The sequence below is a fragment of the Alphaproteobacteria bacterium genome (assembly GCA_037200005.1).
Classification (GTDB): domain Bacteria; phylum Pseudomonadota; class Alphaproteobacteria; order UBA9219; family RFNS01; genus JBBCGY01.
The window spans coordinates 754,505-779,797 of sequence record JBBCGY010000001.1; the positions used below are offsets into that span (position 1 = coordinate 754,505).

Annotated in this window: 31 protein-coding genes and 1 tRNA gene; 22 read left to right on the forward strand and 10 right to left on the reverse strand. The window is 57.2% G+C overall.

Going from position 1 to position 25,293, the window contains the following annotated elements; translation table 11 throughout:
• The 6 genes from WDO70_03825 to WDO70_03850 form a co-directional block, all read right to left on the reverse strand.
• Positions 1-468, reverse strand: a complete 468-nt coding sequence (locus WDO70_03825; protein MEJ0062336.1) for a hypothetical protein — start codon at positions 466-468, stop codon at positions 1-3.
• Positions 469-502: 34 nt separating this feature from the next.
• Positions 503-2,353 carry an asparagine synthase (glutamine-hydrolyzing) gene (asnB, locus tag WDO70_03830; GenBank protein ID MEJ0062337.1) on the reverse strand — a complete coding sequence of 617 codons (1,851 nt, stop codon included), beginning with the start codon at positions 2,351-2,353 and terminating at the stop codon, positions 503-505.
• Between the two features lie 86 nt (positions 2,354-2,439).
• On the reverse strand, positions 2,440-3,198 hold the full coding sequence (locus tag WDO70_03835) for a lysophospholipid acyltransferase family protein (GenBank protein ID MEJ0062338.1): 759 nt from the start codon (positions 3,196-3,198) through the stop codon (positions 2,440-2,442).
• Complete coding sequence (locus tag WDO70_03840; protein ID MEJ0062339.1) at positions 3,195-3,782, reverse strand: YdcF family protein; 588 nt, start codon at positions 3,780-3,782, stop codon at positions 3,195-3,197. Before WDO70_03840 ends, WDO70_03835 begins: the two co-directional genes overlap by 4 nt.
• Positions 3,779-4,657 carry a hypothetical protein gene (locus WDO70_03845; protein ID MEJ0062340.1) on the reverse strand — a complete coding sequence of 293 codons (879 nt, stop codon included), beginning with the start codon at positions 4,655-4,657 and terminating at the stop codon, positions 3,779-3,781. The genes WDO70_03840 and WDO70_03845 overlap by 4 nt, the downstream gene beginning before the upstream one ends.
• Entirely contained in the window at positions 4,654-5,340 is a 687-nt protein-coding gene (locus tag WDO70_03850) for an ATP-binding cassette domain-containing protein (protein ID MEJ0062341.1), read from the reverse strand. The genes WDO70_03845 and WDO70_03850 overlap by 4 nt, the downstream gene beginning before the upstream one ends.
• Before the next feature lie 195 nt (positions 5,341-5,535).
• Here WDO70_03850 and WDO70_03855 point away from each other — a divergent pair, with 195 nt between their 5' ends.
• The 6 genes from WDO70_03855 (at position 5,536) to WDO70_03880 (ending at position 9,805) form a co-directional block, all read left to right on the forward strand.
• The gene (locus WDO70_03855; GenBank protein MEJ0062342.1) at positions 5,536-6,270 is read left to right on the forward strand and encodes a zinc-ribbon domain-containing protein; all 735 of its coding nucleotides are present in this window, start codon (positions 5,536-5,538) and stop codon (positions 6,268-6,270) included.
• Positions 6,257-6,652 carry a response regulator gene (locus tag WDO70_03860; protein MEJ0062343.1) on the forward strand — a complete coding sequence of 132 codons (396 nt, stop codon included), beginning with the start codon at positions 6,257-6,259 and terminating at the stop codon, positions 6,650-6,652. Before WDO70_03855 ends, WDO70_03860 begins: the two co-directional genes overlap by 14 nt.
• 116 nt (positions 6,653-6,768) lie before the next feature.
• On the forward strand, positions 6,769-7,644 hold the full coding sequence (locus WDO70_03865; GenBank protein MEJ0062344.1) for a UTP--glucose-1-phosphate uridylyltransferase: 876 nt from the start codon (positions 6,769-6,771) through the stop codon (positions 7,642-7,644).
• A gap of 96 nt (positions 7,645-7,740) precedes the next feature.
• Positions 7,741-8,610 carry a peptidylprolyl isomerase gene (locus WDO70_03870; protein ID MEJ0062345.1) on the forward strand — a complete coding sequence of 290 codons (870 nt, stop codon included), beginning with the start codon at positions 7,741-7,743 and terminating at the stop codon, positions 8,608-8,610.
• Between the two features lie 66 nt (positions 8,611-8,676).
• Positions 8,677-9,117: a (deoxy)nucleoside triphosphate pyrophosphohydrolase gene (locus WDO70_03875; GenBank protein ID MEJ0062346.1), complete on the forward strand. Its 441-nt coding sequence runs from the start codon at positions 8,677-8,679 to the stop codon at positions 9,115-9,117.
• 142 nt (positions 9,118-9,259) lie between these two features.
• On the forward strand, positions 9,260-9,805 hold the full coding sequence (locus WDO70_03880) for a hypothetical protein (GenBank protein MEJ0062347.1): 546 nt from the start codon (positions 9,260-9,262) through the stop codon (positions 9,803-9,805).
• Between the two features lie 34 nt (positions 9,806-9,839).
• On the opposite strand, the gene WDO70_03885 is transcribed toward WDO70_03880, so the two are convergent.
• The gene (locus WDO70_03885; GenBank protein ID MEJ0062348.1) at positions 9,840-10,268 is read right to left on the reverse strand and encodes a DUF2000 domain-containing protein; all 429 of its coding nucleotides are present in this window, start codon (positions 10,266-10,268) and stop codon (positions 9,840-9,842) included.
• On the reverse strand, positions 10,265-10,741 hold the full coding sequence (ruvX, locus tag WDO70_03890; GenBank protein MEJ0062349.1) for a Holliday junction resolvase RuvX: 477 nt from the start codon (positions 10,739-10,741) through the stop codon (positions 10,265-10,267). The genes WDO70_03885 and ruvX overlap by 4 nt, the downstream gene beginning before the upstream one ends.
• 66 nt (positions 10,742-10,807) lie before the next feature.
• Between ruvX and gatC the strand changes: the two genes are divergently transcribed.
• The 5 genes from gatC to WDO70_03915 all read left to right on the forward strand — a co-directional run bounded on the left by gatC (position 10,808) and on the right by WDO70_03915 (position 15,221).
• Complete coding sequence (gene gatC, locus WDO70_03895) at positions 10,808-11,095, forward strand: Asp-tRNA(Asn)/Glu-tRNA(Gln) amidotransferase subunit GatC (protein ID MEJ0062350.1); 288 nt, start codon at positions 10,808-10,810, stop codon at positions 11,093-11,095.
• Between the two features lie 64 nt (positions 11,096-11,159).
• Complete coding sequence (gene gatA, locus WDO70_03900) at positions 11,160-12,641, forward strand: Asp-tRNA(Asn)/Glu-tRNA(Gln) amidotransferase subunit GatA (GenBank protein ID MEJ0062351.1); 1,482 nt, start codon at positions 11,160-11,162, stop codon at positions 12,639-12,641.
• A gap of 191 nt (positions 12,642-12,832) precedes the next feature.
• Positions 12,833-13,087, forward strand: a complete 255-nt coding sequence (locus WDO70_03905) for a hypothetical protein (GenBank protein ID MEJ0062352.1) — start codon at positions 12,833-12,835, stop codon at positions 13,085-13,087.
• Positions 13,088-13,179: 92 nt separating this feature from the next.
• Positions 13,180-13,911, forward strand: a complete 732-nt coding sequence (locus WDO70_03910; protein ID MEJ0062353.1) for a hypothetical protein — start codon at positions 13,180-13,182, stop codon at positions 13,909-13,911.
• An 89-nt stretch (positions 13,912-14,000) separates the two neighbouring features.
• Positions 14,001-15,221, forward strand: a complete 1,221-nt coding sequence (locus WDO70_03915; GenBank protein ID MEJ0062354.1) for a hypothetical protein — start codon at positions 14,001-14,003, stop codon at positions 15,219-15,221.
• 12 nt (positions 15,222-15,233) lie between these two features.
• On the opposite strand, the gene WDO70_03920 is transcribed toward WDO70_03915, so the two are convergent.
• A complete protein-coding gene (locus tag WDO70_03920; protein ID MEJ0062355.1) occupies positions 15,234-15,542 on the reverse strand; it encodes a hypothetical protein in 309 nt (102 codons plus the stop codon).
• 160 nt (positions 15,543-15,702) lie between these two features.
• Here WDO70_03920 and gatB point away from each other — a divergent pair, with 160 nt between their 5' ends.
• Complete coding sequence (gene gatB / locus WDO70_03925) at positions 15,703-17,169, forward strand: Asp-tRNA(Asn)/Glu-tRNA(Gln) amidotransferase subunit GatB (GenBank protein MEJ0062356.1); 1,467 nt, start codon at positions 15,703-15,705, stop codon at positions 17,167-17,169.
• A 68-nt stretch (positions 17,170-17,237) separates the two neighbouring features.
• On the opposite strand, the gene WDO70_03930 is transcribed toward gatB, so the two are convergent.
• Entirely contained in the window at positions 17,238-17,477 is a 240-nt protein-coding gene (locus WDO70_03930; GenBank protein MEJ0062357.1) for a hypothetical protein, read from the reverse strand.
• A 320-nt stretch (positions 17,478-17,797) separates the two neighbouring features.
• On the opposite strand from WDO70_03930, the gene WDO70_03935 reads away from it, so the two are divergent.
• From WDO70_03935 to WDO70_03980, 10 genes are all read left to right on the forward strand, one after another.
• Positions 17,798-17,890 (forward strand) — tRNA-Ser (locus WDO70_03935).
• Between the two features lie 164 nt (positions 17,891-18,054).
• Complete coding sequence (locus WDO70_03940) at positions 18,055-19,275, forward strand: integrase arm-type DNA-binding domain-containing protein (protein MEJ0062358.1); 1,221 nt, start codon at positions 18,055-18,057, stop codon at positions 19,273-19,275.
• 21 nt (positions 19,276-19,296) lie between these two features.
• On the forward strand, positions 19,297-20,058 hold the full coding sequence (locus WDO70_03945) for a hypothetical protein (GenBank protein MEJ0062359.1): 762 nt from the start codon (positions 19,297-19,299) through the stop codon (positions 20,056-20,058).
• On the forward strand, positions 20,055-20,906 hold the full coding sequence (locus tag WDO70_03950; GenBank protein MEJ0062360.1) for a hypothetical protein: 852 nt from the start codon (positions 20,055-20,057) through the stop codon (positions 20,904-20,906). The genes WDO70_03945 and WDO70_03950 overlap by 4 nt, the downstream gene beginning before the upstream one ends.
• A gap of 105 nt (positions 20,907-21,011) precedes the next feature.
• Positions 21,012-21,356 (forward strand): AlpA family transcriptional regulator, encoded by a 345-nt coding sequence (locus WDO70_03955; GenBank protein MEJ0062361.1) that lies wholly within the window; start codon positions 21,012-21,014, stop codon positions 21,354-21,356.
• A complete protein-coding gene (locus WDO70_03960) occupies positions 21,347-21,748 on the forward strand; it encodes a hypothetical protein (GenBank protein ID MEJ0062362.1) in 402 nt (133 codons plus the stop codon). Before WDO70_03955 ends, WDO70_03960 begins: the two co-directional genes overlap by 10 nt.
• Positions 21,749-21,785: 37 nt before the next feature.
• Entirely contained in the window at positions 21,786-22,817 is a 1,032-nt protein-coding gene (locus WDO70_03965; protein MEJ0062363.1) for a DUF1835 domain-containing protein, read from the forward strand.
• Between the two features lie 105 nt (positions 22,818-22,922).
• Entirely contained in the window at positions 22,923-23,576 is a 654-nt protein-coding gene (locus WDO70_03970; protein ID MEJ0062364.1) for a sterol desaturase family protein, read from the forward strand.
• Between the two features lie 46 nt (positions 23,577-23,622).
• A complete protein-coding gene (locus tag WDO70_03975; GenBank protein MEJ0062365.1) occupies positions 23,623-24,747 on the forward strand; it encodes a saccharopine dehydrogenase NADP-binding domain-containing protein in 1,125 nt (374 codons plus the stop codon).
• Positions 24,744-25,289 carry a DUF4166 domain-containing protein gene (locus tag WDO70_03980; GenBank protein MEJ0062366.1) on the forward strand — a complete coding sequence of 182 codons (546 nt, stop codon included), beginning with the start codon at positions 24,744-24,746 and terminating at the stop codon, positions 25,287-25,289. Before WDO70_03975 ends, WDO70_03980 begins: the two co-directional genes overlap by 4 nt.
• Positions 25,290-25,293: the final 4 nt, after the last annotated feature.

The window sequence follows — 25,293 nt, forward strand, 5'->3', positions numbered from 1 at the left end:
TCAGGCATCGCGAAGGGCGATAGCGCTGGGATTGTAGGCCAGGGACAGGCCGTGGCCATATTCGATGCCGGGGATGGTCTGCGCAATGGCTTCGATGGTGGACGGAGCCTGGAAATGGTCGGGCTTGGTGGCGGGATCGGGTATATAAAGCAGCGCTCGATATGCTTGGCCCTGATAATGAATATGCGCGGCGCTCATGAAAAAATTCTCGGCGGGAAAAATATCCGTCCAGGCTACGTTCTTGAAGAAATATTCAGGCTTCAGAATATCATAGGTCATCGGCGCGATGGAAAGATTGAGCGTGCCGCTGACATAATCGCCGCCGAAATATTCGTCGAAATCCAGCCCGAGCGCCTTGAAGAAAGGCTGCTGCATTTTGATAGTGCCCTGCGGAAAGCGCCGGTCATTCGACGACCGCCCCGACGCGACGCCATGGCCTTGCAGCAGAATGGCAGGAATGGCTTTCATGATTCAATATAACCGCTGGCGGGCGCAAGCCGTTTCATGGGATCAGGCTCGGTAAAGACCACCTTGAGGGGAGGCCCGGAACCGCCGCCAGCACGGGCTCGAGAAGAGGCGCTTGCCGGCGCAAAATACTCTCGGCGGTATAGAGACGCGAGAAAATATTGCGCGTCGCATGATCCGGCGACTCCCACAAATCATGCAGATAGGCTTTATCGATCAGGCCGGTTCCCGTGAGCACGGCGCCGGGCTCGAACAGAATTCGCGCGCGCTCTTCAAAGGCGGCGGAGCGCCACATCTCTGCGGGGATTGGGAAGCCCTGCTTCTTGCGGGCGCCAATAACGGCGGGCACGAGGTTTCTCAAGGCGTGCTTGTATATGCCTTTTTCCTCCCCATGGCGCTGTTTGAGCGCGGGGTCGAAATCGAAAGCGCGGGCGACAAGTCCGGTATCGGCAAGCGGCGCGCGGGCTTCGACGCTATGGCGCATGCTGATGAGATCCATTTGCCGGAACTCATAAACATTCAGCCTGCCATGGAAATGAACCAGCTGCACCGCTTGCAGCGGATCGTCGATCTGCCCTTCATATAACGAGAGCGTATCCCGGTATTTTCCGGTCGCGATTTTCCTGGAATCGTGGTTTGGCATCAGGCGGCTGAGATCGGTATCGCCCGTCCAGCGGAAGCTGTCGAAATATTGCTCGGGTAAGCCGCTCAATGGGATCCCGGCAAGCTTCTTGCCGTAGGAATAGCCGTCGAACAGCTCGTCCGGCCCGCTGCCGCTGAAAACCACCTTCGCCTGCCGCCCGGCATGCTCGAACAGCTTGATGAGGCAAGGCGCTTCCTGCGATCCCATGGGCTCTCCGGCTATGGACGCCCATTTGTCGAGATAATTGCAATAATCGGCGGCGGTTAGCGTGATTTCCTCATGGCGCGTATGATATTGGCTGGCCAGCATGCGCGAATATTCAAATTCGTCGAACACGCTGCCGGCCTCTTTAAGAATGGAACCTGCGGGCTGGAAGCCGATCGAGAAGGTTTGGAGGGCGAGGCCATGGCGACGCGCTTCCGCCAGGACCGCCGTTGAATCGATGCCGCCGCTTAAAAGCAGCGCATAGGGCACCTCGAGATCGAAAGTGCGGCGGCAGCCTTGCGTGACGGCATGTGCGATGTCGTCGCCTATCCGGTCGGCATCGTGCCGGGCCTGATCGCCGACAGGCACTTTATAGAAGCGTTCCGTCTTCTGCCCTTCCGGCGAAATCGTCAGGCAGGTGCCGGATTCGAGTTTGCGGATCTGCCGGATATGGGTCTGGCTGCCGAGAATGAAGCGGTGGGCCACGAATTCGGAAAGCCCGTCAAGATCCCAATCCTTGTGGCGGAAGGGGCTGGCGATCAGCGGATCGATTTCGGAAGCAAAGACAATGGCGTCCTTGTCTTCATATATATAAGCGGTCTTCTGGCCGGTAGGGTCGCAGGCAATCAGGCTGGTATCCGCCCGCGCGTCATGAATGCAGAACGCGTACATGCCTTCAAGCCGGTCGAGACATCCTTTCCCCCATTTCCGATAGGCGGCCAGCAGAACTTCGGTATCGGATTGCGTGCGGAATGGATAATCCTGGAGTTCGCGGCGCAATTCCCGGTGGTTGTAAATCTCGCCGTTGAAAACGATCGTGAGATTGCCGTCGGCGGACGTCATCGGCATGTCGGCCTGCGGATTGAAAGCGTCGGTAATACGCAGTCGGTTGCTGCCCAGCATCACGCGCTCGGAGCAGCGCTTGACGCCGCGCGCGTCGGGGCCGCGATGATGCATGCCGTCAAGAAGCCGGGCGATTTCCGGACCGGCTTCGGCATTCAGCGATGCGTCTTTGGCAATCAGGCCGGCAATCGAACACATGGCGGATCAAATATCTTTAATGAGTGGGGTTCCCGCAAGGTATAGCCCCCGGTTCGCGAAAGTAAAAATGAAAAGCCCCGTTAACCTTAATGCGCAATGGCCGTTGTTTGATCCGGCGCAGGGACTGCCATACCGCCTTCGGCCACGACAAGCCGGTTGGTGGCGGTTTCGATAGCGTCTTGCAGTTGCCGCATCATTTCCGCGCGGGGCAGGCCGGGCGGGATGACGGGCAGGAATTCAATCGTGACCGTTCCGGTGCGCTTGAGCTTTCCGCCCCGGCTCCAGTAAATTCCGGAATTGAGCGCCACCGGCAGCACCGGCGCGCCAAGCGCCTGGTAGAGCGCCGCCACGCCCGTCTTATAGGGTTTCCATTCTCCCGGTTCCAGCCGGGTGCCTTGCGGAAAAATCATCAGGTCGCGCCCGTCCTTGATGACGCCGCGCGCGGCGTGGATCATTTTCCGCATGGCTTTCGCGCCCGCGCCGCGATCGACCGGCACATTGCCGTATTTCCATGCATACCAGCCCCATAGCGGCAGCCACATCAATTCGCGTTTCAGCACGATGGCGGGCGATTTGCCGAGTCGCGGCAGGATCATCGTCTCCCACGGCGCGAGATGCTTGGCCGCGATGATGCATGGAGCCGCGGGCAGGTTCTCTTGTCCCAGAACGCGGAAACTCACGCCCGCGACGGCGCGCATCAAAAACGATATGCCGCCGAGATATATGCCCACCAGCGCGAACAGGCATCGGCGCGGCAGCAGGAGAACCCACAGGAAGACGATCGCCAGAATGAAATTCCACAGGAAAAATAATATTTGAAAACACAGATTGCGGCAGAAAATCATTTGAGTACGCCATAGACGATGGTGCGGGCCATGGTTACGATCAGCTTGTTATACTCGGTCATCAGCAGACGCGCCGTGCCGCCGCGCGCCCACCAGCCGTCGAGCTGCACGCGGACGGGGGCGACGGGATGGGGAATGATCCTGACTCCGGAATCCAGCATCCGGAATTCGAGCAGGCTGCGCAGCATGTGATAGTGGGCGGTGACGAGCCGCATCGAGCGGTAGTTCTCCCGCCGCAGCCATTGCAGCGTTTCCTCGGCATTGCCAATGGTGTCGTCCGCCCGGTAGCCCAGGATCACGCAGCAGGATTTTTGTTCGGGGGCGAGCGCGCTGTCATTGAGAATCTTGTCCGGCTCCACGCCGGGCGCGACGCCGGAGATAAATAATTTTTTGCCAAGGCCGCGCCGCAGCAGATCGACGCCCGTGGCGACGCGCTCGCTGCCGCCGGTCAGCACGACGATGGCGTCCACCGCTTCGCCGCCGTCCGTTTCGTGCATGGCGTCCACATAGCCGACGAAGACGACAAGGCCGGTGAGCCATATGACGCCCAGAACGGCGATCAAAATCAGCGCGCGCTTGATCATGGCATCGCCAGCAAAATCCGGCGCGTCGCGCTATGCGCGCCAAGCCATGCGAACATCACCGCCATCAGCGGCAGCAGCGCGGCGAGAATGGCGTTTCCGGCCCAGAATGTCGTCATGGTTCCGGACGAATTCGCGAATTGCAATTCCCGCATCGAGGCGGCGAGGGCGGCGGCGGCCAAAACGCAAGCGGCAAGCCCGAGCAAGCTGGCCGGCCAGACCAGCCGCCAGGCATACAGCCGCATCTGGCGGCAGATATGCGCGTCCGGCGCGCCGATGACATGCAGCAGTTCGACAATCGGCTTATGCACGGCAAGGCCCGCGCGGCATGCGAACATCACGGTTCCGCCCAGCGCCGCGAGCAGGGCGAGGACGATGGCGAACAGCAGCGCGGCGGCGCGCTCCACCATCGCGGCCAGGCGCTCGACCCAAAGCCGGTGATCATTGACGCCGGCCTCGGGATATTTCTTCGCGAGCAGCGCGGCAAGATCGGCGGACGCCGCGCTATCCTGCACCCGCACGTCGATCAATTGCGGCAGCGGCAAGGCTTCGAGGGACGCATCCTTGCCGAGCCAGGGCCGCAGCAATTGCGTCATCTGCGCTTGCGTCAGGGGCGCGGCCGACATGACGCCGGGCGCCGAGGCGATATCTTTCAGCAAGGCGGCCGCGCGCGCCGGATCGGGCTTGCCGTTATCGGCGGGCGGAAGCTCGACCGTAAGCTGGCCGCTGAGTCCGCGGTCGAATTCGGCGGCGGCCATTGTCAGTGTCCAGGCGGCCATAAGGCCGGTTCCGGCGACGAATACGATCACGGCGATCATAAGCCGCAGCGGCCAGGTGAAAGGATCGCGGATCAGGGCGCGGTCAAGCTGCACGCTCATTCGGCGGCCTCGCGTAAGGTCGGATGCAGCTTGCCGCCGCGAATGTGAAGACTGGGAAAGCCGTAATGCTTCACCAAAGTCCTGTCATGCGTGGCGAGGATGACGGTCGTGCCCATTTTGTTCAGTTCGACGAATAAAGCCATGACCCGTTCGGCGCTGGCTTCGTCGATATTGCCGGTCGGCTCGTCGGCGAACAGGAGTCCCGGGCGGTTGATGACCGCCCGCGCGATGGCGACGCGCTGCTGCTGGCCGCCTGAAAGCGCGGCGGGATAGGCGTCCGCCTGTTCGCCGATGCCTGACCAGGCAAGAAGCTCGCGCGCGTGGTTTGCCGCGTCCTTGGGCTTCGCTCCGGCAAGGAGCAGGGGCAGCGCCACATTCTCCGCCGCCGTGAGATGCGGGATCAGGCGGAAATCCTGGAACACGACGCCGATGCGCCGCCGCTGCCGCGCCCATTCGCCGCGCGGCAATTCGCTCATATCCTGCCCGTATAACGCCAGGCCTCCGGAGGTCGGGCGTTCGGCGAGATAGCATAGGCGCAATAGGGACGATTTCCCCGCGCCCGAAGGGCCGGTCAGAAAATGAAAACTGCCTGCCGGAAAGGCGCAGCTGATCCCATGCAGCACTTCGGTGCCGGACGGATAACGCAGGCCGATATCGGTAAGTTCGAGGACGTTCTTGGACATCCTGATACCATAGCGATGATTTATGATAGGCAAAAGCATCATTACTCGGGTACGGCTTGCGTTAAACCTCCGCCGTTCCTATATATGGTCATCGCAACTCAAGGGTGGGCAGGCTGCAGGGCGGCGCGACCGGCACAGAGCTTGAGATTTCGGAGCGCGGCCTGCCAACCCTTGAACTGCGATAGATAAATCCTTATGATTCAAACCTGTCCTTCATGCGGCACGCGTTTTTCCGTTCCCGACAGCGCTTTTGCGGGCGGGCCGCGTCAGGTGCGATGCGCCAAATGCGGCCATGTCTGGCTGGCCGGCGCCGAGGGCGAAGCGGGCATCGGGGATTCTTTCGAGAATTCCTTCGAGGTTTCCGCGCCTGCCGCTTTCGAGCCGCCGCCGATTCCCATGCCGCCGCCGGAGGAGGATATGCCTCTGCGTTTCGGGTCCGCGTTGCCGTCTCTGCCGCCTTTGCCCCGGTTGACGCGGGGGCAATCTTTGATCACTTGCGGGGCGCTCACGGTCGCCATTCTCCTGATCTTGATCGTGGCGCGCCACCCGCTGGTGGCCAGAGTGCCCGCGCTTGCGCATGCCTATGCCGCCATAGGGCTGATCAACGATCTGGCCGGGCTCGAGCTTGACTTGCAATTGACCCGGGCGGAAAAATGCCTTGTTTCCGGACGCGACATGCTATGCATCGAGGGCGTTATAGTGAATAAGAGTTCTCGTCCGCTGCCCTCCTTGCCGATCTTCGTGACGGCGCTCGATACCGCCGGCAAGCCGTTTACCGATCCCGGCGGCAAGCCAATCCTGGCCTGGACGATCGCGCCGGAGTCAGGCAAGCTGTTGCCGGGCGAAACAAAAGGATTCAGCCTGACGGTTCCTTATCCCGACCAGATGATCGCCGATTTCGACTATGGATTTACCGATGACTCCCAATAAACCTGCCGGCCCTTCCGTCCTGGTGGCCGAAGATAATCCTTCGGTGCGCGAGTTCGTCGTGCGCTCTCTTGCCGGCGCGGGCTATCAAGTGACGCAGGTGGCGGACGGCCAGCAGGCGCTGGACGTTCTCGCGCGGGAAAAATTCGCCATTCTGGTTACGGATATCGTCATGCCGAACGTGGACGGCATCGCGCTGGCCCTCAAGGCCGTCCGGCTGTTTCCCGACCTGCGCATCGTCATGATTTCCGGCTACGCCCAGGAGCGCATGCGGGCGCATAACCTCGACGCGCTGGTCCATCGCGTGATCGCCAAGCCGTTTTCGATGGAAGAGATTTGCGCGGCGGTCAAGGACGCCCTCGCCATGCCTGCCGGGGCGGTCTAGGGCTGAAAGTATTTTTCATATTGATTATAGGGGCGGGGATAAAGTAAAAGCCCTAAGTGCGGTTTTGCCGCGACGCAGCATTTTTTATCGAAAACCAAATTTGAGGATCAAAATCAATGATTAAACCTGTTCGCAAAGCCGTATTTCCCGTTGCCGGTCTCGGCACCCGCTTTCTTCCCGCCACCAAGGTCGTACCGAAGGAAATGCTGACGCTGGTCGACCGCCCGCTGATCCAGCATGCGGTCGATGAAGCCCGCGCCGCCGGAATCGAGCAGTTCATTTTCGTAACCAGCAAGGGGAAAGGCGCGCTCGAGGATCATTTCGACAGCCATAATGATTTGAAGCGCACGCTTGAAGCGCGGGGCAACAAGAAGGCCGAACTGGCTCTCCTCGAAACCGCGGAGATCGAGACGGGGCAGTTGCTGGTGACGCGTCAGCGCGAGCCGCTGGGCCTCGGCCATGCGGTCTGGTGCGCGCGCCATTTAATCGGCGATGAGCCGTTCGCCATCCTGCTTCCTGACGATGTCGTGCTGGCGGATCGTCCGTGTCTGGCGCAGATGATCGAGAGCTACAACACGCTCGGCGGCAATGTCGTCGGCGTGGTCGACGTGCCGCGCGAGCATACCAGCCGCTACGGCATTCTCGATGTCGAGAAGGACGACGGCAAGATCGCTTCGATCAAGGGACTGGTCGAGAAGCCTGCTCCGGAAGCCGCGCCCTCGACCTTATCCGTTATCGGCCGCTATATCCTTCAGCCGGAAGTGTTCACCTATCTCGACGAGCGCAAAACCGGCGCGGGCGGAGAAATCCAGCTCACCGACAGCATGGCCAGGCTGATCGGCAAGCAGCCGTTCCACGGCCTGCGGTTCGAAGGCACGCGCTATGACTGCGGCGACAAAATCGGCTTTATCGAGGCCAATGTCGCTTTTGCCCTTGCCCACCCCGCCATGGGCGGCAAGGTGCGCGAGGCGCTCAGTAAAATCCTGGCGTAAAGCCGCTTGCTCAAGTCCGTGATTCGGTGCTTAATCCTGCCACAATTCCCGCTTAAACGGGTCTTTCCGGCTGTTTTAAACTCGAAAGGACGAACAATGACCAAGAAACTTCACATGGCGACGCTGGCCTTGGCGCTCGCCGCGCTGGCGCTGCCCGTTCATGCTCAGGACGCTGCCGCAGGCGCGGATCCGGTCGTGGGCAAAATCGCCGGCAAGCCGATTTTGCGCTCGGAAGTGATAACGGAAATTCAGCGCCTCGGCCCTCAAGCCGCGCAAGTGCCGCCGCAGATGGTTTTCCCGCAGGTGCTCGATCGCATCATCGTCACGAAAGTCGTGTCGGCGGCGGGTTACGCCAAGGGCGTGCAGGACAGCGCCGAGGTCAAAGACCAAATGAAGCGCGCCGAACGCGAAATCGTGGCGCAGGCCTATATCCGTCAGGCCGTCGAGCCGATGATCACCGAAGAGAAGATCAAGGCGCGCTATGACGAGCTCGTCAAAGCCTTCAAGCCCGTCGATGAAATGCGGGCGCGCCATATCCTGGTGAAGACCGAAAGCGAAGCCAACGCGGTCCTTAAGGAAATCAAGGGCGGCGGCGACTTCGCCAAGATCGCCATGGACAAGTCCGTCGATGACGGCTCGAAGAAGCAAGGCGGCGATCTCGGTTACTTCACGAAGGCCGACATGGTGAAGCCTTTCGCCGAAGCGGCGTTCGCCATGAAGCCGGGCCAGGTCAGCGACAAGCCGGTCAAGACCGATTTCGGCTGGCATGTCATCAAGGTGGAAGACAAGCGCCAATCCTCGCCGCCGCCGATCGACACCGTCCGCAACCAGATCAAGAATCAATTGGGCCAGGAACTCACCGCCAAAGTGGTGCAGGACATGGTCAAGGACGCGAAGGTCGAACGCTTCAATTTCGACGGCACGCCGATGCCGCCGCCGTCCGACGCGGTTGCCAAGAAGCAGTAAATTCTTGAAGTCTAAAATATGCATGGGGGCGGCTGGCGACAGCCGCCCTTTTTCTTGGGAGCGATCATGACCTGCATCGATGTCACCATGCCGCTCGTCACCGCCGCGCGGCCTGTCTTGCTGGTCGCCGCCGCCGTGCTGATCGATGCGGACGGCAAGCTGCTGCTGACTTGCCGTCCGCCGGGAAAGAAATTCGCGGGCCTGTGGGAATTTCCCGGCGGCAAGGTCGATGCGGGCGAAGCGCCCGAGCAAGCGCTGGTGCGCGAGCTGCGCGAGGAACTTGGCATCGCGACATCGCCGGGATGCTTCACGCCGCTGACTTTCGCGAGCCACGGCTATGACGATTTTCATCTGCTGATGCCGCTTTATGGCTGCCGCGTATGGCAGGGAACGCCGGAGCCTCGCGAAGGGCAGGGGCTGGCCTGGGTGACGAAGCAGGAACTAAGGGATTACGATCTGCTTCCGGCGGATAAGCCGCTTGTGCCGCTGCTGCATGATTTACTGTGACGGCGACAATTTCATGTTGACAAGCGCCCCGCGCATTCTGTTATGCTTGCGGCATGAAATTCGTCCAACTCGCCTGTCTCTGTTGTTGCCGCTGATTATTTAGTCTTCAGCCCCGGCAACCCTATCTGCGAGTTTTTTTATCATGACAAACCGTGTTGTTTCCTTCGCCCCTCAGGCGAATGCCATTACCCGTCCGCTGTTTTCCGATAGACAGGCCGATCTCAAGAAAATGCTCAAGCTCGCCGCCGATCAAGGCGAATTGATCTATGACCGGCTGAAAGCGCTCGACGGCGCTGCGCGGCGCTTCCAGGCCGATCCCGGCCTCGCGGACGCGGATTTTGCGCGCGATGTTGCCCGCCTCGCCGTCGCCGATCCGGATATCGGCATCCGTCTCGGCGCGACGCATATCGTCGGCGAGATGGTCGAGGTTCTGCAGGGAGTCGTGATTGGGCCTCAAAGAAGCGATCATATGCTGGTGCGCCATGGCGCGATGCATATGTTAGGCGTCCTGGCGGAAAACAGTCCGGAAAACGCCGAGCGCATTCGCGGCATCGCCGTCGAGGTCGCTGCGCGGGATGAACGGGTCAGCCTGGTAAGGCGCGAAGCCAACAGGATTTTGGGCATTTCCGATCGGCCCCCGCTTCGCCGCTCGCGCAACGCTATCCTTCCGCGCCCCCACGCGGTCTGATCGTTCGAGCCCGGCGAGAACGTGAATCAGTCCGCTAATTATAAAGCATGAATTTGCCCGCGATCTTGTCGAGCGCGTCGCGGTCGCCATGCGCCGCCGCGCCGAGATAGCTCATCGTCTCTTCCTGTTGCGCGGCGATGGCGGCGGCAAGCTCGTCGTCATGGCCGGTGTCCTGCATTGCCTGCGGATAATCCACCAGCAGCAGGCCGGAAACCGCGCGCGCTTCGGCGATGAATTGCCGGAGCCGTCCGGGCTTCACCTTGGTGACAATCACCGGATATTTGGATATGCCGTGATGGCCGATGCCGCTTGCGTCCGGCAATAAATCGCGTCCCATGTCTTCGCGCGGCGCACGATGTCCAATGGAAAAAGCCAAATGTCCCATGACGTTAGCGGCTATTCCTGGAGCAAGATTGGAGGCCAGAACAATGACGGTTTTCCTGGCGCGGTAGTCATAGGTCATGGTTTTGCCTTCAGGGCATCCAGAGCGCCTTGCAAAATATAAGCCGCCGCCATCTTGTCGATCACCTCGCCGCGGCGCTTGCGGGTGACGTCCTCGCCGATCAGGAATCGCTCCATCGCCGCGGTGGACAGCCGTTCGTCCCAGAAGGCCAGCGGCAGGGCGGTCAAATCGGCATGGGCCAGCAGGTTTTGCGCCACGGCGCGCACCGATTGCGCGCGCGGGCCTTCGGTTCCGTCCATATTGCGCGGCAGGCCGACGATCAGCCCGCCGATCTCCCGCTCGCGGCTGACGGCGGTCAATGCCGCCAGATCCTGCGGCCATTTGCGACGCTCGATAATCTGCAGCGGCGAGGCGATAGCCCAGCCGGGATCGCTGACCGCGAGGCCGATGGTTTTCTCGCCGATATCGAGGCCGAGCAAAGATCGGCCCTTGGCGGGGCTGGCGGATAGGGCGGTTAATTCACAAATCGGCATTTCAGTTGTCATCCGGTTGAACGGACGGCATAATCAGGCCGCCGCGCCTCCACCGCAAGAGCAATCATGACCCTCGATATCAAAGACGTCGCCCGCATCGCCCATCTCGCCCGGCTCAAAGTGCCGGAGGAGGAACAGGCCGCGCTGGTCGGACAGCTGAACGGCATTCTCCACTTCATCGCCCAGCTTAACGAGGTGGATGTGACGGGCATCGAGCCGATGACGGGTTGCCACGACATGCCATTGCGCTGGCGGGCGGACGAGGTGCATGACGGCGGCAGGGCCGAAGATGTTCTGGCCAACGCGCCGCAGCGCGCCGCCGACTTTTTTGCCGTTCCGAAAGTGGTTGAATGAAAACAATACGCTTGTTTTTATTCAACCATCCCGGCGAAAGCCGGGATCCAGTTATAAGGATACCATGACCAAGCTTACCGATCTGACGATGCAGGCCGCGCTCGACGGGCTGACGAAAAAGCAGTTTTCCGCCGTGGATTTGGCCGAGGCCTATATCAAGGCCGTCGAAGCCGCGCGCCCGCTGAACGCCTTCGTCACCGAAACGCCGGACATCGCGCGAGAGCAGGCCAGGGCGTCCGACGCCCGCCGCGCGCGCGGCGAAGCCGGTCTGATGGACGGCATGCCCATCGGCGTGAAGGATTTGTTCTGCACCAAGGGCGTGCTGACGACGGCGTCGTCGAAAATCCTGCATAATTTCGTGCCGCCTTATGAATCGACGGTAACGGAAAAACTTTTCGCGCAGGGCGCGGTGATGCTCGGCAAATTGAGCCATGACCAGTTCGGCATGGGCACGGCGAACATTCACAGCCATTTCGGCCCCGTGCTTAATCCCTGGACCGGCGAGGATCCCGCCAATACCGCGCGCAAGCTTGTGCCCGGCGGCTCATCGGGCGGCTCATCGGCTTCGGTGGCGGCGCGGTCGGTGATGGCGGCAACGGGCACGGATACCGGAGGCTCCTGCCGCCAGCCTGCCGCTTTATGCGGCGTCGTCGGCTTCAAGCCCACTTATGGCCGCTGCTCGCGCTGGGGGATCATCGCGTTCGCCTCGTCGCTGGATCAGGCGGGCGGATTCACGCGCAGCGTCTATGACGCGGCGCTGTTCCTCGAAGCGATGGCGGGATTCGATCCCAAGGATTCGACGTCGGTCGATCAGCCGGTTCCGGATTTCAAGGCGGCGTGCGGCCAATCGGTCAAGGGATTGCGGGTCGGCATTCCCAAAGAATATCGCATGGACGGCATTCCGGCGACGGTCAATGACGCCTGGGATCGTGGCGCGAAGATGTTGAAAGACGCGGGTGCCGAACTCGTCGAGATTTCCCTGCCGCACACGAAGTACGGATTGCCCGCCTATTACATCATCGCTCCCGCCGAGGCGTCGTCGAACCTCGCGCGCTATGACGGCGTGCGTTTCGGCCTGCGCGAAGAGGGCAATTCGCTGATCGAAATGTACGAGAACACGCGCGGCTCCGGTTTCGGCAAGGAAGTGCGCCGCCGCATCATGATCGGCACCTATGTGCTGTCGGCGGGTTATTACGATGCGTATTACATCAGGGCGCAGCAAGTGCGCGCCAAGCTGTTCGCCGATTTCAAGGCGGCTTACGAGAAGTGCGACGTGATCCTGACCCCGACTTCGCCCGGCCCGGCTTTTGCCATCGGCGAGAAGCAGGACGATCCGGTGCAAATGTATCTGGAAGATATTTTCACCGTCACCGCGAATCTGGTCGGCATTCCGGGCATCTCGGTGCCGATAGGGCTTTCGCCGGAAGGACTGCCGCTTGGGTTGCAGATTTTCGCGCGTCCGTTCGACGAAGCCGGCATGTTTCGCGCCGCCGCCGCCCTTGAAAAGGCAGCGGATTTTAACCATAAACCGCCTTTTGTGGTTTAAGGCCGCAATGCATAATTTCGTATGCAAATGACCACAATGAGTACTTAATTGCTGTTTATAGTTAATAATATGATGCAATTGGGATATGGAACGCTTCTAACCACGCGTTTTTTATAAATTATCCGTTTTTACTTGCACGCCATTAGGGTTATAATCGATCCAGAACCAACATAACGCAGAGGGAATTACAAATGTCACAATCAAACATGCCTTCCAAGGAACAACGTATGAGAGCGCTCGGCGCTTTGGTGCTTGATGCGAAAAAAGCAGACGGCGGTGTGAGCTTGATGGCTGGACTCCAAAAATTAGGACAAGCCAGCGTCATGGATGCTCCGGTGGCGCCGATTGCAGAAGCAGAGACGGTAGTTCCTACGGTCACGGCTACCAAGGAAACAAAAATTGGTCTCACGCGCTTCATGATGCGCAATCAAACTATGCAACCCTAATAAATCGGGCGCTATTCAAATCAGATGCGGCATTCATGTTGATAAAGACATGAACGCTGCTTCTGTACGAGTTTTTAAAGCAAGAGTGTTTCATGGCTGTAGCATCCGTCATGCCTGAAGATACGGCTAACCGCCTTTCGGCGGAAGGCGGGCCTGCGCGCAGCCACACGCCCGTAAGCGGTCTTCGGGTCACGGATTTATCCGCGTCCGATGCAGCCGCCCCGTCGGAAAAAAATCCGCGGGTCTTATCCCAGAATGCGAAAGTGGTCGCCGAGGCGATCAGGCGGAATGTTCCTTCCAAACCTTCTCTCATCAAGCGGCTAATGCAGACCGCCGGACATCTCGCCCTCTATCATTCGGAATATCGCCCGGAGGCGGTGGCTATTGCAAAGTTCGTCGCAAGGAATGCCGAGCCGGATTCAGAGCCACAGAGGGACGCAGCCGTGCTGATGATCCTGCATGCGTCCGACTTGGTAACGCCGGAACAGCAATTTGCAACGCTGAAGACTGCCACAAACCATTCCCGCGGCAGCTTGCGGAAAAGGGCCGTGGAAGATTCCCTTGGTCCCGCCGAGAGGCTTGCCGATCCCAAGGCGCAGCTCGATGCCGGATTGTGGGCGATAGCCAATCTCGATCCCAATACGGCTTCCATGCATAGGGCGGCCGAGTTGGTGCTCGCCAATGTCCATGTTCTGCAAGACGCAAACCGCCAGACGGAAACCATCGACTATGTGCGAACCTATGCGGCTCCCGCGTCGAACGCGTCGGTTCCCGTGCGCCGCGATTTGCCCGGATTTCCGGCGTCCGATCTCAGAATTGCTTAAGGTTACTTAACCATAACGAAAACCGCATTTTCACAATTTTTATTTTTTTGTTGCACGATAATGGCGACGGCAACGAAGTCTGGAGATAGATGATGAGCGATGGGGCGATGAGCAGCGAGAGTCAGTCCCTGAGCGCTCAGGCGGATTATCTGCAGAAACACATTCTGAGGGCCGTCAAGTCTCAAGACATTAGTCCGCAATCTCCTTTGGTCGACAATAAGAGCGAACTTATCGATCAGCTTCTTCCCGTCCTTGAGCGGCTGTCGGACAATCCCCGCTATATTCCCCAGGCCGCCCGGCTTGCGGGCTTCGCGGGCAATCATGCCGATCTGGGATCGCCGCAGGAGGAGCAGGCCGCCGCTTCATGGTCGGCTATCTTGCGCAAAGAGCCCGATGCCGCAGAGCGCATGAGGCTTGCGGTTTCGACGGCAATGTACGGCAAGCCCGATGGGGAAATGGCCAGGGTGACGGCGCTGGCATGGGTTGACGATGTCAACAGCCATGCGCCGGCGCAGCGCCTCGAACTGGCCAAGGATGTCGCCGGTCGCGTCCCGCCGCATCTGGCGCTGATGGCGTGCGGCGTCATGCTGCATAACATCGATGCCGTGGACCCGGCGCGCAGGATCGCGGAGGCTGCCTTCCTGGCGAATCAAGCCGGTGTCGTTCCCGAAAACGCGCCCGATGCCTTAAGGCCGCTGTTTGAAGCGGCCGAGCAGCAAGGAGCGGCGCGGTGGCGTCAGGAACTCATGTCCCTGCCGCCCGAGCAACAGATCGATTTAGCCAAGAAGGCCGCCGGGGGTCGCAGTCCGGCACTGCAAGTGACGGCGCTTTTCGCAATTCTCGATAATACGGGTTTTCTGCCGGAACCTGCGCGGAGAATTGAAGATATGGTCTTGGTGGCGACCCAAACCAGCTATGCCGATGAAGAAAGTATGCCCAAGTCCATACTCCCGCTGCTGCAGATCGCAGGAGAGCGAGTTGGGGAAATATGGGGCCGGGAGGTAAGGGACTTGCCGCCGGAGCAGCAGATCGATCATGCCAAGCATATCATGAATAATATGCCCCGCGGCTCGGCGATCCGCGATCAGGCCACGACGGTCTTTTTCAGTGCGATCGATGAGCTTCCTTCGGTCGCGAAAAAAATCGAAGCGGCGAAATTTCTGCAATCCACTCTTAAGCCCAACTCCGCGGACGAAAAATGGGCAGCGAAAATTCTGGCTGATAATGTGGCGCGGCTGACGACGCCTCTCAGGCCCGAAACGCCCCAGCGCCGCCCGGCATTCGATTCCTCGCCGGGCGGCGCTTCCTGATATCGATATTTGTTATTGGGCCGGCTTCTCGATCACTTCTTGTGATTCGGTCGAGTTCTTATTGAACAAGCCCTTCGGATCGGTCGTCTTCTTCGACTTTACCACTGCTTTCTTGTTGCCGTAGGAATCATAGCCCACGGTCGCGGAGTCGGTTTTTTCCGTCGTCGTTCCGGCGGAATTGGTCGAGCTTGACGACTTCTCATATTGGCCGGGCGGCAAATCCACGGCGCTGGTCTTTTTGTCGGCGCAGCCGGCGATACCGACGGATGTCGCGAGGATAGCCAGCATGACTCCCGTATATTTAATTCCAGCGTATTTCATAATAAGAACTCCATGATTGTTAATGGGGCGGGAACATGTTCTTGCTCGTTTTCATATAAATTTTTGAGCCTGGGAACGCGTGAAAATGCAAGGATTTGGCAAAATCATTCCGATGCAATAGAATTAGCGCCTGTCCGAACGCTTTATCTTATGGTTGCCCATGAACAAGCCGCATAACGTCATCGAAACCGCCACCGGAAAATGGGAAATGGTCATCGGGCTCGAAGTCCACGCCCAGGTGACGTCGCAGGCTAAATTATTTTCCTCCGCTTCCGCCACGTTCGGCGGCGCGCCGAATAATCAGGTCTCGTTCGTCGACGCCGCCTTCCCCGGCATGCTGCCGGTACTCAACGGCTTTTGCGTCGAGCAGGCGGTGCGGACGGGCCTGGGATTAAAGGCCGAGATCAATCTGGCGTCCGTCTTCGACCGGAAGAATTATTTCTATGCCGATCTGCCCGCAGGATACCAGATCAGCCAGTATAAGCAGCCGATCGTCGGCAAGGGCGAAATCACGCTCGACATGCCGGACGGCGAAACGCGCTGCATCGGCATCACCCGTCTGCATCTCGAGCAGGATGCCGGTAAAAGTTTGCACGACCAAAGCCCGCGCGCGACTTACGTCGATCTCAACCGCGCCGGCGTCGCGCTGATGGAAATCGTGTCCGAGCCCGACATGCGCGGGCCGGACGAGGCCGCGGCCTATCTGAAGAAACTGCGCGCGATCCTGCGCTATCTCGGCACCTGCGACGGCAATATGGAAGAAGGGTCGATGCGCGCCGACGTGAATGTGTCCGTGCGCCGCGTCGGCGACGGCAAGCTCGGCACGCGCTGCGAGATCAAGAACGTCAATTCCATCCGCTTCGTCATGCAGGCCATCGAATATGAGGCGCGGCGGCAGATCGAGATCATCGAAGGCGGCGGCGCGATCAAGCAGGAAACCCGGCTGTGGGATACCGGCAAGGGCGAGACGCGCTCGATGCGCTCGAAGGAGGAGGCGCACGATTACCGCTATTTCCCCGATCCCGATTTGCTGCCGATCAAGCTCGATCCGGCATGGGTCGAGAATATCAAGACCGGCCTGCCGGAATTGCCGGACGAAAAGAAGGCGCGTTTCGTCGGCGATTACGGCCTGACTTCCTATGACGCAGGGGTTCTGGTGGCCGAGCGCGAGACGGCGGATTTCTTCGAGGCGGTGGCGAAAGGCCGCGACGGCAGGCTGGCGGGCAATTGGGTGACCGGCGATTTCTTCGGTGCGCTCAACAAGGCGGGCAAGACCATCGCCGAATCGCCGGTAGACGCGGCGGCGCTGGGCGGCTTGGTCGATCTCATCCAGGATCAGACGATCTCGGGCCGCATCGCCAAGGACGTGTTCGAGGAGATGTTCGCGACCGGCAAGGCGGCGGCGGCCATTGTCGAGGAAAAGGGCCTGAAGCAGGTCACCGATACGGGCGCCATTGCTGCCGCGATCGATCAGGTTCTCGCCGCGCATGCCGATAAAGTGGCGGAATATAAATCCGGCAAGGATAAGCTGTTCGGCTTTTTCGTCGGCCAGGTGATGAAAACCACCGGAGGCAAGGCCAACCCCGCGATGCTGAACGATCTGCTGAAAGAAAAACTAAGCGGATAAAAAAGCGGCGGTTCCTGGGAACCGCCGCAGTATACGCACAAACCTGTGCGCGGGGGAAATTCGCAAGGCTACATCGCGCCGGCGCTTTGCATCACGCTTTTGCGGCGGCGGCCGCGGCGCGGCATATCGGCCAGCATGCCGCCCATCAGCATCCTGCGCTCCATCGAGGCGGCGCCGTTCAATTCGGTCAGGCAGCGTTGCAGCACCATGACTTCGCGCATATCGTCATGATCGCTGATCTGCATGCAGCTGAGCTTGTTTTCGACAAGGTCGACCAGCACGCCGAGAATTTCTTTCGATATCGTCATCTTTCGTTCCTTTGCCGGTCTTATGCGTTCCGCGAACCCGCCGACGCGCGGCGCGATTTCTGCGATTGGTGCTCAAGGTTTTTTGTTTTACGATCGTTCGACTATGCGATAAAAAACTTAAAAATACGTTTCGTATTTGCATGAAATGCCAGATTCTTTGGTTAAATACGGCTTAACCATACAAGCGCCGCCGCCGGTCCGAACACAGACATTACAAAAGGTGCGGCATAGTGGCCCCCATTCCTACATTACGACATATTACGACAAGTGAAATTGGCGCTTTTTCTGCTCTCTATCTTCTGTTATCTGTCTTCTGGTGCGGAGACGTGGCCGAGAGGCTGAAGGCGGCGGTTTGCTAAACCGTTATAGGGTCAAAAGCCCTATCGAGGGTTCGAATCCCTCCGTCTCCGCCAAGATTTTATCCCAGGATATTCCAGGCCGTCCCAAAATCCCGCAGAAACCAAGTGTTTCTGCGGGATTTTTTGTGCTATGAAATTCCGGTCAGTTCCACCGAGTTCCAGCCACCTGGGGGGATCGGTGGGGGGATGACGCAACTTTAACCGGATTTGATCCCCCCATGCGTTTGAGCGATAAAGCCTGTAAGGCGGCTTTGCCTAGGGAGAAGCATTACAAGTTAGCCGATGGCGGCGGCCTGTATCTTCAGGTTATGCCGAGCGGAAGCCGTTATTGGCGGATGAAGTTCCGCTTCGGCGGCAAGGAAAAGCAACTGGCTCTGGGCGTTTATCCGGAAGTGCCTCTAGGGGAAGCCCGCGAGAAACGGGAAATCGCCCGCAAGATGCTAGCTAATGGCATTGATCCCTCTTACGCCAAGCAAGAAAACAAGCAAAAACAGATTATGAGCGCCGCCAACACTTTCGAGGTCGTTGCCCGCGAATGGCATGAGAATAATATTGACCGTTGGACGAAACATTACGGCGAGGACATTCTCCATCGTTTGGAAATGGATATTTTCCCCGAAATCGGAAGAAGGCCGATTGCTGAAATCCCGCCGCTCTTGATGCTCAATACGCTTCGTAAAATTGAAAAACGCGGAGCGCATGAAATGACAAGGCGCGTCATGCAATATTGCGGTCAGATTTTTCGCTATGCGATTGTGACCGCACGGGCTGACCGCAACCCTACCGCCGATCTCAAGGGCGCATTGAAGCCGGTCAAGCATGGGCACTACGCCGCCCTGGAGCCGGAAGAGTTGCCGGAGTTCGTGCAAAACCTTGATCGCAATGATGCCCGGCTGTTTCTCCAGACGCGGCTTGCGATCCGCATGTTGATGATGACTTTCGTTCGGACGGGCGAGTTGATAAAGGCGACATGGGACGAATTCGATCTTGAGGAAGGCACATGGTCTATTCCCGCCGAGCGAATGAAAAGACGCCAGCCCCATATCGTGCCTTTGTCGCGGCAGTCCATAGCCATTCTGCAGCAGCTTAAAGAAGTGAACGGCAATAGGCAGTGGGTTTTCGCCAGTTCCGCCTATCCCCGCCAGCATATGAGCAATAACACGATTTTGAAGGCGCTGGAGCGCATGGGTTACAAGGGGCGCATGACGGGTCATGGCTTCCGCGCTCTTGCCATGACGACGATCAAGGAAAAGCTGAAATATCCGCACGAAATCGTTGATCGCCAACTTGCCCATGCGCCAAGCGATAAAGTGAGGGCCGCTTATGATCGCGCCAAATTTCTCGATGAGCGCCGCAAGATGATGCAAGAATGGGCGGATTATTTGGATACGGTAACGGCGGGCGGTAAGGTTATCGTTGCCCGCTTTGGCACAAGATAAGATATATTGGAGGAGTCAAAAATGGGAAAGCTCGATCAACTAAAGGACTGGTACTCTCTTGAAGCCGCCTTATATCGCTTGCGTGAGAAATCCAATCAGAATGTTTCGTTTGTTGATCTTGTGGATGTCATAACCGCAGGGCATCTTCGGTTGTCTTGTTATATGCTTAGTCAGAAAGGTCAGAAAACCGCGACCGGCCAGAATATATTTACGCCTGAGAGAGTGTGGGGCGACGCTCCTAGATTCCAGTCTAAACCAGAAAATGCCGAGATATTGGAGGGGCCTTATCGCATCGATCTCAAGGACAATCCAATTATTAAACTTGATCTTATGTCTCTTGTGATAGGTGAAAAAAATGGATTTTGTGAATTGCATACCTTGGTCGTCCGAGATGAAGATGAGAACGCATGGGATGTTCTTCAATTCGATGAAGTCGGACTTGATGGCAAGGGAGGCTATCTTCCGACATTGATTATGCCGGCATTTTCTCAGCTTGGCATAAGAAGAGTAGATTTTGAGGCTTTCGAAATATTGCTCGATAAGAAGGGGCATAATAAAGTGACTATGGGTTTAAGGGAGAAGACGACCTGTTTTAATATTATTCACGCTCAGCAGAAATTGCTCTTAGAAAAAACGTCCGGCAATCCCGCTCTGTATGATAGCGCCGCAGCCATCATCGCCGAAATTCTAGCATTAGACGGCATTCCTAGAAACGGCGGTATTTCGGAGAGAACACTGCAAGAGAAGTTTGCGAAAGCCAAACGCACCTGGGAATCTGCATGACTTTCTTTTGTGGAATTTATGGGTATGAGATTACGGAAGTGATGTCGTTTAATGGCATCACTTTTACCCCAAAATATTATGGGGGCCCCGAAGCAAGACAATATCCCAGAGACACAAGAACTTATCATCTAACAGCCATTGCTGAAATGGAAGTGTATGATCATAGCCTACTGTTTGATCTGGAAGGTATTCTTGCTTTTATCGAACGTTTAGACGTGCTCATTTCTCTTCCTGTTGAATCACATAATCTTGATGTCCAAGGGGCGTTCTTAGAATTTCCTGCTGAAATTAGATTGCATGAGAGAAACAACGGGGGTGGGTGCGTAATTCCGGGCGGCATTATCTCGAAAAACGCCCGCTGCAGATTTATTACAGCAGCGATGTCTAGGTTAAGTGATGCAGAGTTCTGTAAGAAAACGGAATTTAGAGGCGCATTCTTCAAGTGTGTCGAAACGTTTAGATCGCCAAAATCATTTCTGGACGTTTCGTATTATTTTTTATTTTCTGCTTTAGAATCATTCGCGAGAGGCACGTATAGCGATTACACATCGGATGCAGCCGTACCCATCAATCGTCTTCTGCAGGAATACGGTTTTAACATTAAGATCGCTAACGCCTTAAATTTAAAACGTGCCATTTCAACTTATGCCCATATAAGAAATGCTCTATTCCATACTGGGAAACTAGAGGCTGAAATAAATCTAAATGGCAGGGCAACGCTCCTTAAGCTCACTGACTATTATGGAAGCTTCTCTAATCTTTTACCGTTGGTCATGATGAAAGCTGTCGGATTTGATGATAGTCATATTAATTGGGATGGATGGGCAGAGGGCGGGACTTTCCTATGATCGCTGCTTACCGCAAATAGATTTAATATGCCGCAACTACGGTGCGGAAGCGATGCTTCTCATTATATAAGCGCACATGTCCACCGCAACCCGAAAGGTTTAAGCATGTCGCAATCTATTCTACGATTAAAATCCGTTCTATCCCGGACTGGCTTAAGTCGAACAGTGCTCTATGTGCTGATAAAAGGGGGCAATTTCCCTCCTCCAATCAAGCTAGGAAAGCGCTCATGCGGCTGGCTCGAAAGCGAAATCGACGCATGGATTGTTGAACGTGTGCAAGCCAGCCGGAATAAATCGCATTCCCCTCATGCGAGGCCAGATGAATCGCGTTCATCGATAGCCGCCTCCATGCCCGCCGCGCGCCAGCGCGGGGGCGGAGAGGCGGCGCTGAGGGGCGTCCTTGTAACACGCCCCTTTACAAATACAGAAAGGGCCTCCAGATGCAAATGATCTACCAAAATTTCGATGGCTTGGACGTTGCCTTCCAGGGTTCCTTGCCGCCTTCGATTCTTGAAGCATTGGAACAGGGCAAACAACAGGCTTTGGCGCAGGGCGAGGATGCTCTCGTTCTGCTCGGCCTTAAACAATGTCCGGTTCTGGTAGCCGAAACCGGAGCACGAGGTGGCTATGCTTATCGTTTCGATACTGGCCCGGCTGGTGAAGTTTGGTTTGTCTCCAAATCTATAGACCCAAAACGGTGGAATATCCGTGTATCGGTTAAAAGCCTCAATTTCGGTCTTAATGGTTATGCGGCTGTGAAGCAAAACTCGATCGCGTTTCTGACGGAGTTGGGTGCCTATGGAGTGGTTAGGGGTTTAACGTCTGACAATCATATTATATGATATGCTGGTCATGCTGGAATAAGAGGATGTTCGCTCAATGTCTCAATCGGTCTTGTATATCGCAAGTGGCCGGGCGGCTGCCGTAACGATGAGTCAGGCTCTATCCTTGTCGGAAAGCCAGCTGCTGATTTTTGATGATTGCCTGGACGGCGGCCCTATCAGAGATTTTAGCTCTTTGGATGAATGGGTCGAATCCAGAAAAGGATACCTGACTGACATTGGTCACTCTTCATGTTTGCTACAATCGCTCACGGCCTATTTTGCACATGAAAATCCGATCGAGCGCCTTCGGCAGGCCGATACTATATATTTCTGGGCTGGCATAGGCCTGCCTGAACAGTTATTGCTGGCTTGGCTTGTGAAACTATTCCTCTCCTCGAATATCGATCCCGCTCGCCTTAAACTCATCGAGGCCTATCAAGTTAAAAATGCTAAAGGAAAAGATTGCCAGATTCTTGGGGTGGGCGAGCTTAATCCCGATCAGTTGCTGGCTGTGTATCAGCAGTCTCAAAAACGCGGCGTATCCATTAATGACATCGAGGCGTTGGAAAACGCATGGGCAGCCTTAACGGCATCTGCCCCCGGGAAGCTGGTCGACTATTGTGACAACGCGAAGCCCGCCTTTCCATTTCTCCACAAGGGGTTGCATGATTTTTTGCGACGCTATCCCAATCGGCATACCGGCCTTGGCTATTTCGACATGTTGCTGCTCAAGCATGCTTCACGAGGCCCTAAGGCAGCGCGCGTGCTTGGTTATTGTATGGGGGAGGCTTATGAACAATTGGATTTTACCGGCGACGCGCATTTGTTCTGGCGCATGAAGAGGTTGGGCGCCAGCCTGCTTCCATATCCTGCGCTCAGGCTATCAGGCGGGCCGGAGATGAGGGACGCCGAAGTCACTTTAACCGAAATGGGGGAAAGTTTCTTAGCCGGAAAGGAAAATTTTATCCTGCGTAATGGCGTGGACGACTGGATCGGCGGTGTTCACCTGACCCTTCAGAATATGTGGTGGCATCATGACGGCAGGCTGAATCAATCTGCAATCCCAGGAGGATCGTCGCATGGCTAAACATATAATTTGCTGTTTCTTATGACCTTCACCCTCCCTCTATTGCTTCTTTATGCAAGCGCGTTGGCGTTCCTTGTCTTAGAGCGGCTGCGACCTGGCCGGGCTTTGCCTAATGCCGCCGGCTGGTATGCTCGCGCCATATTTCTCAACAGCGCGCAGTTTGCGATCGTCATCATCGCCGGTCTCACCTGGAGCAAATGGATGCAGGGATATTCCCTGTTTAATATTAGCCATATGATGCCGGATGTCGCGCAAGGGTTCCTCTGCTGGTTCGCCGGAACATTTGTCTTCTATTGGTGGCACCGCGCGCGCCACGCCTCCAATTTTCTCTGGCGTGCGCTGCACCAAATCCACCATAGCGCGGCGAGAATCGAAGCGCTTACGGCATTCTACAAGCATCCCTTGGAGATCGCGGTCAATTCGGTGCTTTCCTCTTTTTTGATCTTCGTTGTGCTCGGCGCCTCAATCGAAGCTGCTGCCTGGTATAATTTCTTCGCGGCGTTCGGCGAGTTTTTCTATCACGCCAATATCAGAACGCCGCGCTGGACCGGATATTTTCTTCAGCGTCCGGAGCATCACTCCATTCATCATTGCCGGGATGTCCATGATTTCAATTATGGCGACATCACATGGTGGGATCGCATCTTCGGCACATTCCGCGAGTGCCAGGATTTCGTTCCTCATTGCGGCTATCACGGCGACCGAGAGCAGAAGCTAGTTTCTATGCTGCGCTTTGCGGATGTCCACAAAGATCATTAACGGGGGGCGCTTTGGAGCCGAAGAACTTGATAGCCCGCGGCACCTGATGCTCCGCCTCTTTGTCCTCGGCGCCTCAGGGCAGTTTGGAATACGTCTTTGCAGCCGGCTGGCCGATTTGCCGATGCAGCTTGTCCTGATTGGACGCAATGAGAGGAAACTTGATGCGAGCCGGAGAGATTTGCTGCGCAGTCATCCAGACGCGCAAATCGACATTAAGTCATGTGATATTCATAGCCAGGCTTTTCGCGAGCTTCTGAAAACCGAGAAACCCGATTTTCTTATCCATCTGGCGGGGCCGTTCCAGGATCAGGATTACGGCATTGCTCGGGCCTGCCTCGATACGGGTGTATCCTATATCGATATGGCGGATGGGCGCGATTTCGTGCGCGATTTCGCGTCATTGGATCATGCGGCCAAAGAAAAAGGCATTACGCTGATCACCGGCGCGAGCACAGTACCCGGATTGTCCTCGGCAGTGATCGATCATTATCTAAAAGACTTTTTGCAGATGGAGTCTGTCGATTACGGCATTTCTGCCGGGCTAAAGACCGGCCTCGGCCTGGCCACGCTCAAAGCCGTGCTGAGCTATTGCGGCAGGCCTTATCAGGTTTTGCGCGGCGGCGTCACGACCGCGATCTACGGCCTTGGCCGCGCGCGCCATCATGACTATCCCGCGCCGGTTGGCAGACGGCACATGGTCGATTGCGACATTCCAGACCATGATTTGTTTCCGGCCCACTATCCATCGTTGCGGTATATGGATTTCGGCAGCTGTATCGACATGCCTTTGCTCGACCAGGTTTTGTCTCTGATGAGCTTCTGCGTTCGGAAAGGCTGGATCAAGGATTGGGATTTTCTCTCTGGCCTTATCAAACCCTTCATGGACGTCACGAAAATCTTCGGCAGCCGCCATAGCGGGTTCTTCATGGAGCTTGGCGGGCAAGACGAGGATGGAAAGTCCAAGAAACTTCTGTTCGAAATCATCGCCCGCGACGGCAGTGGGCTGGAAATTCCGGTAATCCCCGTAACGCTTATGGTCAAACGCCTTTTGCGCGGCGATAAGCTGCGGGCTGGCGCCTATCCCGCGCTCGGGCTATTCTCGCTGGACGAATTCAAGGAAGAGCTGAAGCCTTATCCCATTTCCTGGATCGAACGGGACACAACGCCATGAGCGAGATTCTTCTCCGTCAGATTGTCGGCAGCGACTTCGACCTCATGCCCGAAGCCGTGCGGAAAATGCATAGCATCGAGAAAGACCAGGATGTTTACGGCACGTCGCGCGTCATGGGCGGCACGAATCCGATTGCCTGGCTGGTCAGGATTGTTGCGGCGCTGCCTGCGCCGGCGCATCGCGCGCCGATCCATATCCGCTTTGCCAAAAGCCCGGATAGCGAGGAATGGAACCGCCTGTTCGGCAAAAGCCGTTTTCATACGATCATGAAGAAGGAAGGCCCGCACCTGGCCGAGCATCTGGTCGCCTTCCCCGTGACATTCATCTATACGGTCAAAGCCGACAGAAAAGGCTTTTCCCTGCATCTGGTGAAGACGCGGTTTCTGGGTATACCGCTGCCGCGCCTGTTGTGGCCGGAGCTTCATGCCCGCGCAGGCGAATGGCGCGGACGCTACCGCTTCAGCACCGTCGTCGGCTTCTGGTTCTGCGGTCGAGTCATCAACTATTTCGGGTATTTGGATGGGCCAAGTGAATTGGGCTGATAAA

Excerpts from the sequence above, each read along its gene's own strand:
- WDO70_03825 (MEJ0062336.1), bottom strand. The coding sequence starts at position 468 with ATGAAAGCCATTCCTGCCATTCTGCTGCAAGGCCATGGCGTCGCGTCG.
- asnB (MEJ0062337.1), bottom strand. The coding sequence starts at position 2,353 with ATGTGTTCGATTGCCGGCCTGATTGCCAAAGACGCATCGCTGAATGCC.
- WDO70_03835 (MEJ0062338.1), bottom strand. The coding sequence starts at position 3,198 with ATGATTTTCTGCCGCAATCTGTGTTTTCAAATATTATTTTTCCTGTGG.
- WDO70_03840 (MEJ0062339.1), bottom strand. The coding sequence starts at position 3,782 with ATGATCAAGCGCGCGCTGATTTTGATCGCCGTTCTGGGCGTCATATGG.
- WDO70_03845 (MEJ0062340.1), bottom strand. The coding sequence starts at position 4,657 with ATGAGCGTGCAGCTTGACCGCGCCCTGATCCGCGATCCTTTCACCTGG.
- WDO70_03850 (MEJ0062341.1), bottom strand. The coding sequence starts at position 5,340 with ATGTCCAAGAACGTCCTCGAACTTACCGATATCGGCCTGCGTTATCCG.
- WDO70_03855 (MEJ0062342.1), top strand. The coding sequence starts at position 5,536 with ATGATTCAAACCTGTCCTTCATGCGGCACGCGTTTTTCCGTTCCCGAC.
- WDO70_03860 (MEJ0062343.1), top strand. The coding sequence starts at position 6,257 with ATGACTCCCAATAAACCTGCCGGCCCTTCCGTCCTGGTGGCCGAAGAT.
- WDO70_03865 (MEJ0062344.1), top strand. The coding sequence starts at position 6,769 with ATGATTAAACCTGTTCGCAAAGCCGTATTTCCCGTTGCCGGTCTCGGC.
- WDO70_03870 (MEJ0062345.1), top strand. The coding sequence starts at position 7,741 with ATGACCAAGAAACTTCACATGGCGACGCTGGCCTTGGCGCTCGCCGCG.
- WDO70_03875 (MEJ0062346.1), top strand. The coding sequence starts at position 8,677 with ATGACCTGCATCGATGTCACCATGCCGCTCGTCACCGCCGCGCGGCCT.
- WDO70_03880 (MEJ0062347.1), top strand. The coding sequence starts at position 9,260 with ATGACAAACCGTGTTGTTTCCTTCGCCCCTCAGGCGAATGCCATTACC.
- WDO70_03885 (MEJ0062348.1), bottom strand. The coding sequence starts at position 10,268 with ATGACCTATGACTACCGCGCCAGGAAAACCGTCATTGTTCTGGCCTCC.
- ruvX (MEJ0062349.1), bottom strand. The coding sequence starts at position 10,741 with ATGCCGATTTGTGAATTAACCGCCCTATCCGCCAGCCCCGCCAAGGGC.
- gatC (MEJ0062350.1), top strand. The coding sequence starts at position 10,808 with ATGACCCTCGATATCAAAGACGTCGCCCGCATCGCCCATCTCGCCCGG.
- gatA (MEJ0062351.1), top strand. The coding sequence starts at position 11,160 with ATGACCAAGCTTACCGATCTGACGATGCAGGCCGCGCTCGACGGGCTG.
- WDO70_03905 (MEJ0062352.1), top strand. The coding sequence starts at position 12,833 with ATGTCACAATCAAACATGCCTTCCAAGGAACAACGTATGAGAGCGCTC.
- WDO70_03910 (MEJ0062353.1), top strand. The coding sequence starts at position 13,180 with ATGGCTGTAGCATCCGTCATGCCTGAAGATACGGCTAACCGCCTTTCG.
- WDO70_03915 (MEJ0062354.1), top strand. The coding sequence starts at position 14,001 with ATGATGAGCGATGGGGCGATGAGCAGCGAGAGTCAGTCCCTGAGCGCT.
- WDO70_03920 (MEJ0062355.1), bottom strand. The coding sequence starts at position 15,542 with ATGAAATACGCTGGAATTAAATATACGGGAGTCATGCTGGCTATCCTC.
- gatB (MEJ0062356.1), top strand. The coding sequence starts at position 15,703 with ATGAACAAGCCGCATAACGTCATCGAAACCGCCACCGGAAAATGGGAA.
- WDO70_03930 (MEJ0062357.1), bottom strand. The coding sequence starts at position 17,477 with ATGACGATATCGAAAGAAATTCTCGGCGTGCTGGTCGACCTTGTCGAA.
- WDO70_03940 (MEJ0062358.1), top strand. The coding sequence starts at position 18,055 with ATGCGTTTGAGCGATAAAGCCTGTAAGGCGGCTTTGCCTAGGGAGAAG.
- WDO70_03945 (MEJ0062359.1), top strand. The coding sequence starts at position 19,297 with ATGGGAAAGCTCGATCAACTAAAGGACTGGTACTCTCTTGAAGCCGCC.
- WDO70_03950 (MEJ0062360.1), top strand. The coding sequence starts at position 20,055 with ATGACTTTCTTTTGTGGAATTTATGGGTATGAGATTACGGAAGTGATG.
- WDO70_03955 (MEJ0062361.1), top strand. The coding sequence starts at position 21,012 with ATGTCGCAATCTATTCTACGATTAAAATCCGTTCTATCCCGGACTGGC.
- WDO70_03960 (MEJ0062362.1), top strand. The coding sequence starts at position 21,347 with ATGCAAATGATCTACCAAAATTTCGATGGCTTGGACGTTGCCTTCCAG.
- WDO70_03965 (MEJ0062363.1), top strand. The coding sequence starts at position 21,786 with ATGTCTCAATCGGTCTTGTATATCGCAAGTGGCCGGGCGGCTGCCGTA.
- WDO70_03975 (MEJ0062365.1), top strand. The coding sequence starts at position 23,623 with ATGCTCCGCCTCTTTGTCCTCGGCGCCTCAGGGCAGTTTGGAATACGT.
- WDO70_03980 (MEJ0062366.1), top strand. The coding sequence starts at position 24,744 with ATGAGCGAGATTCTTCTCCGTCAGATTGTCGGCAGCGACTTCGACCTC.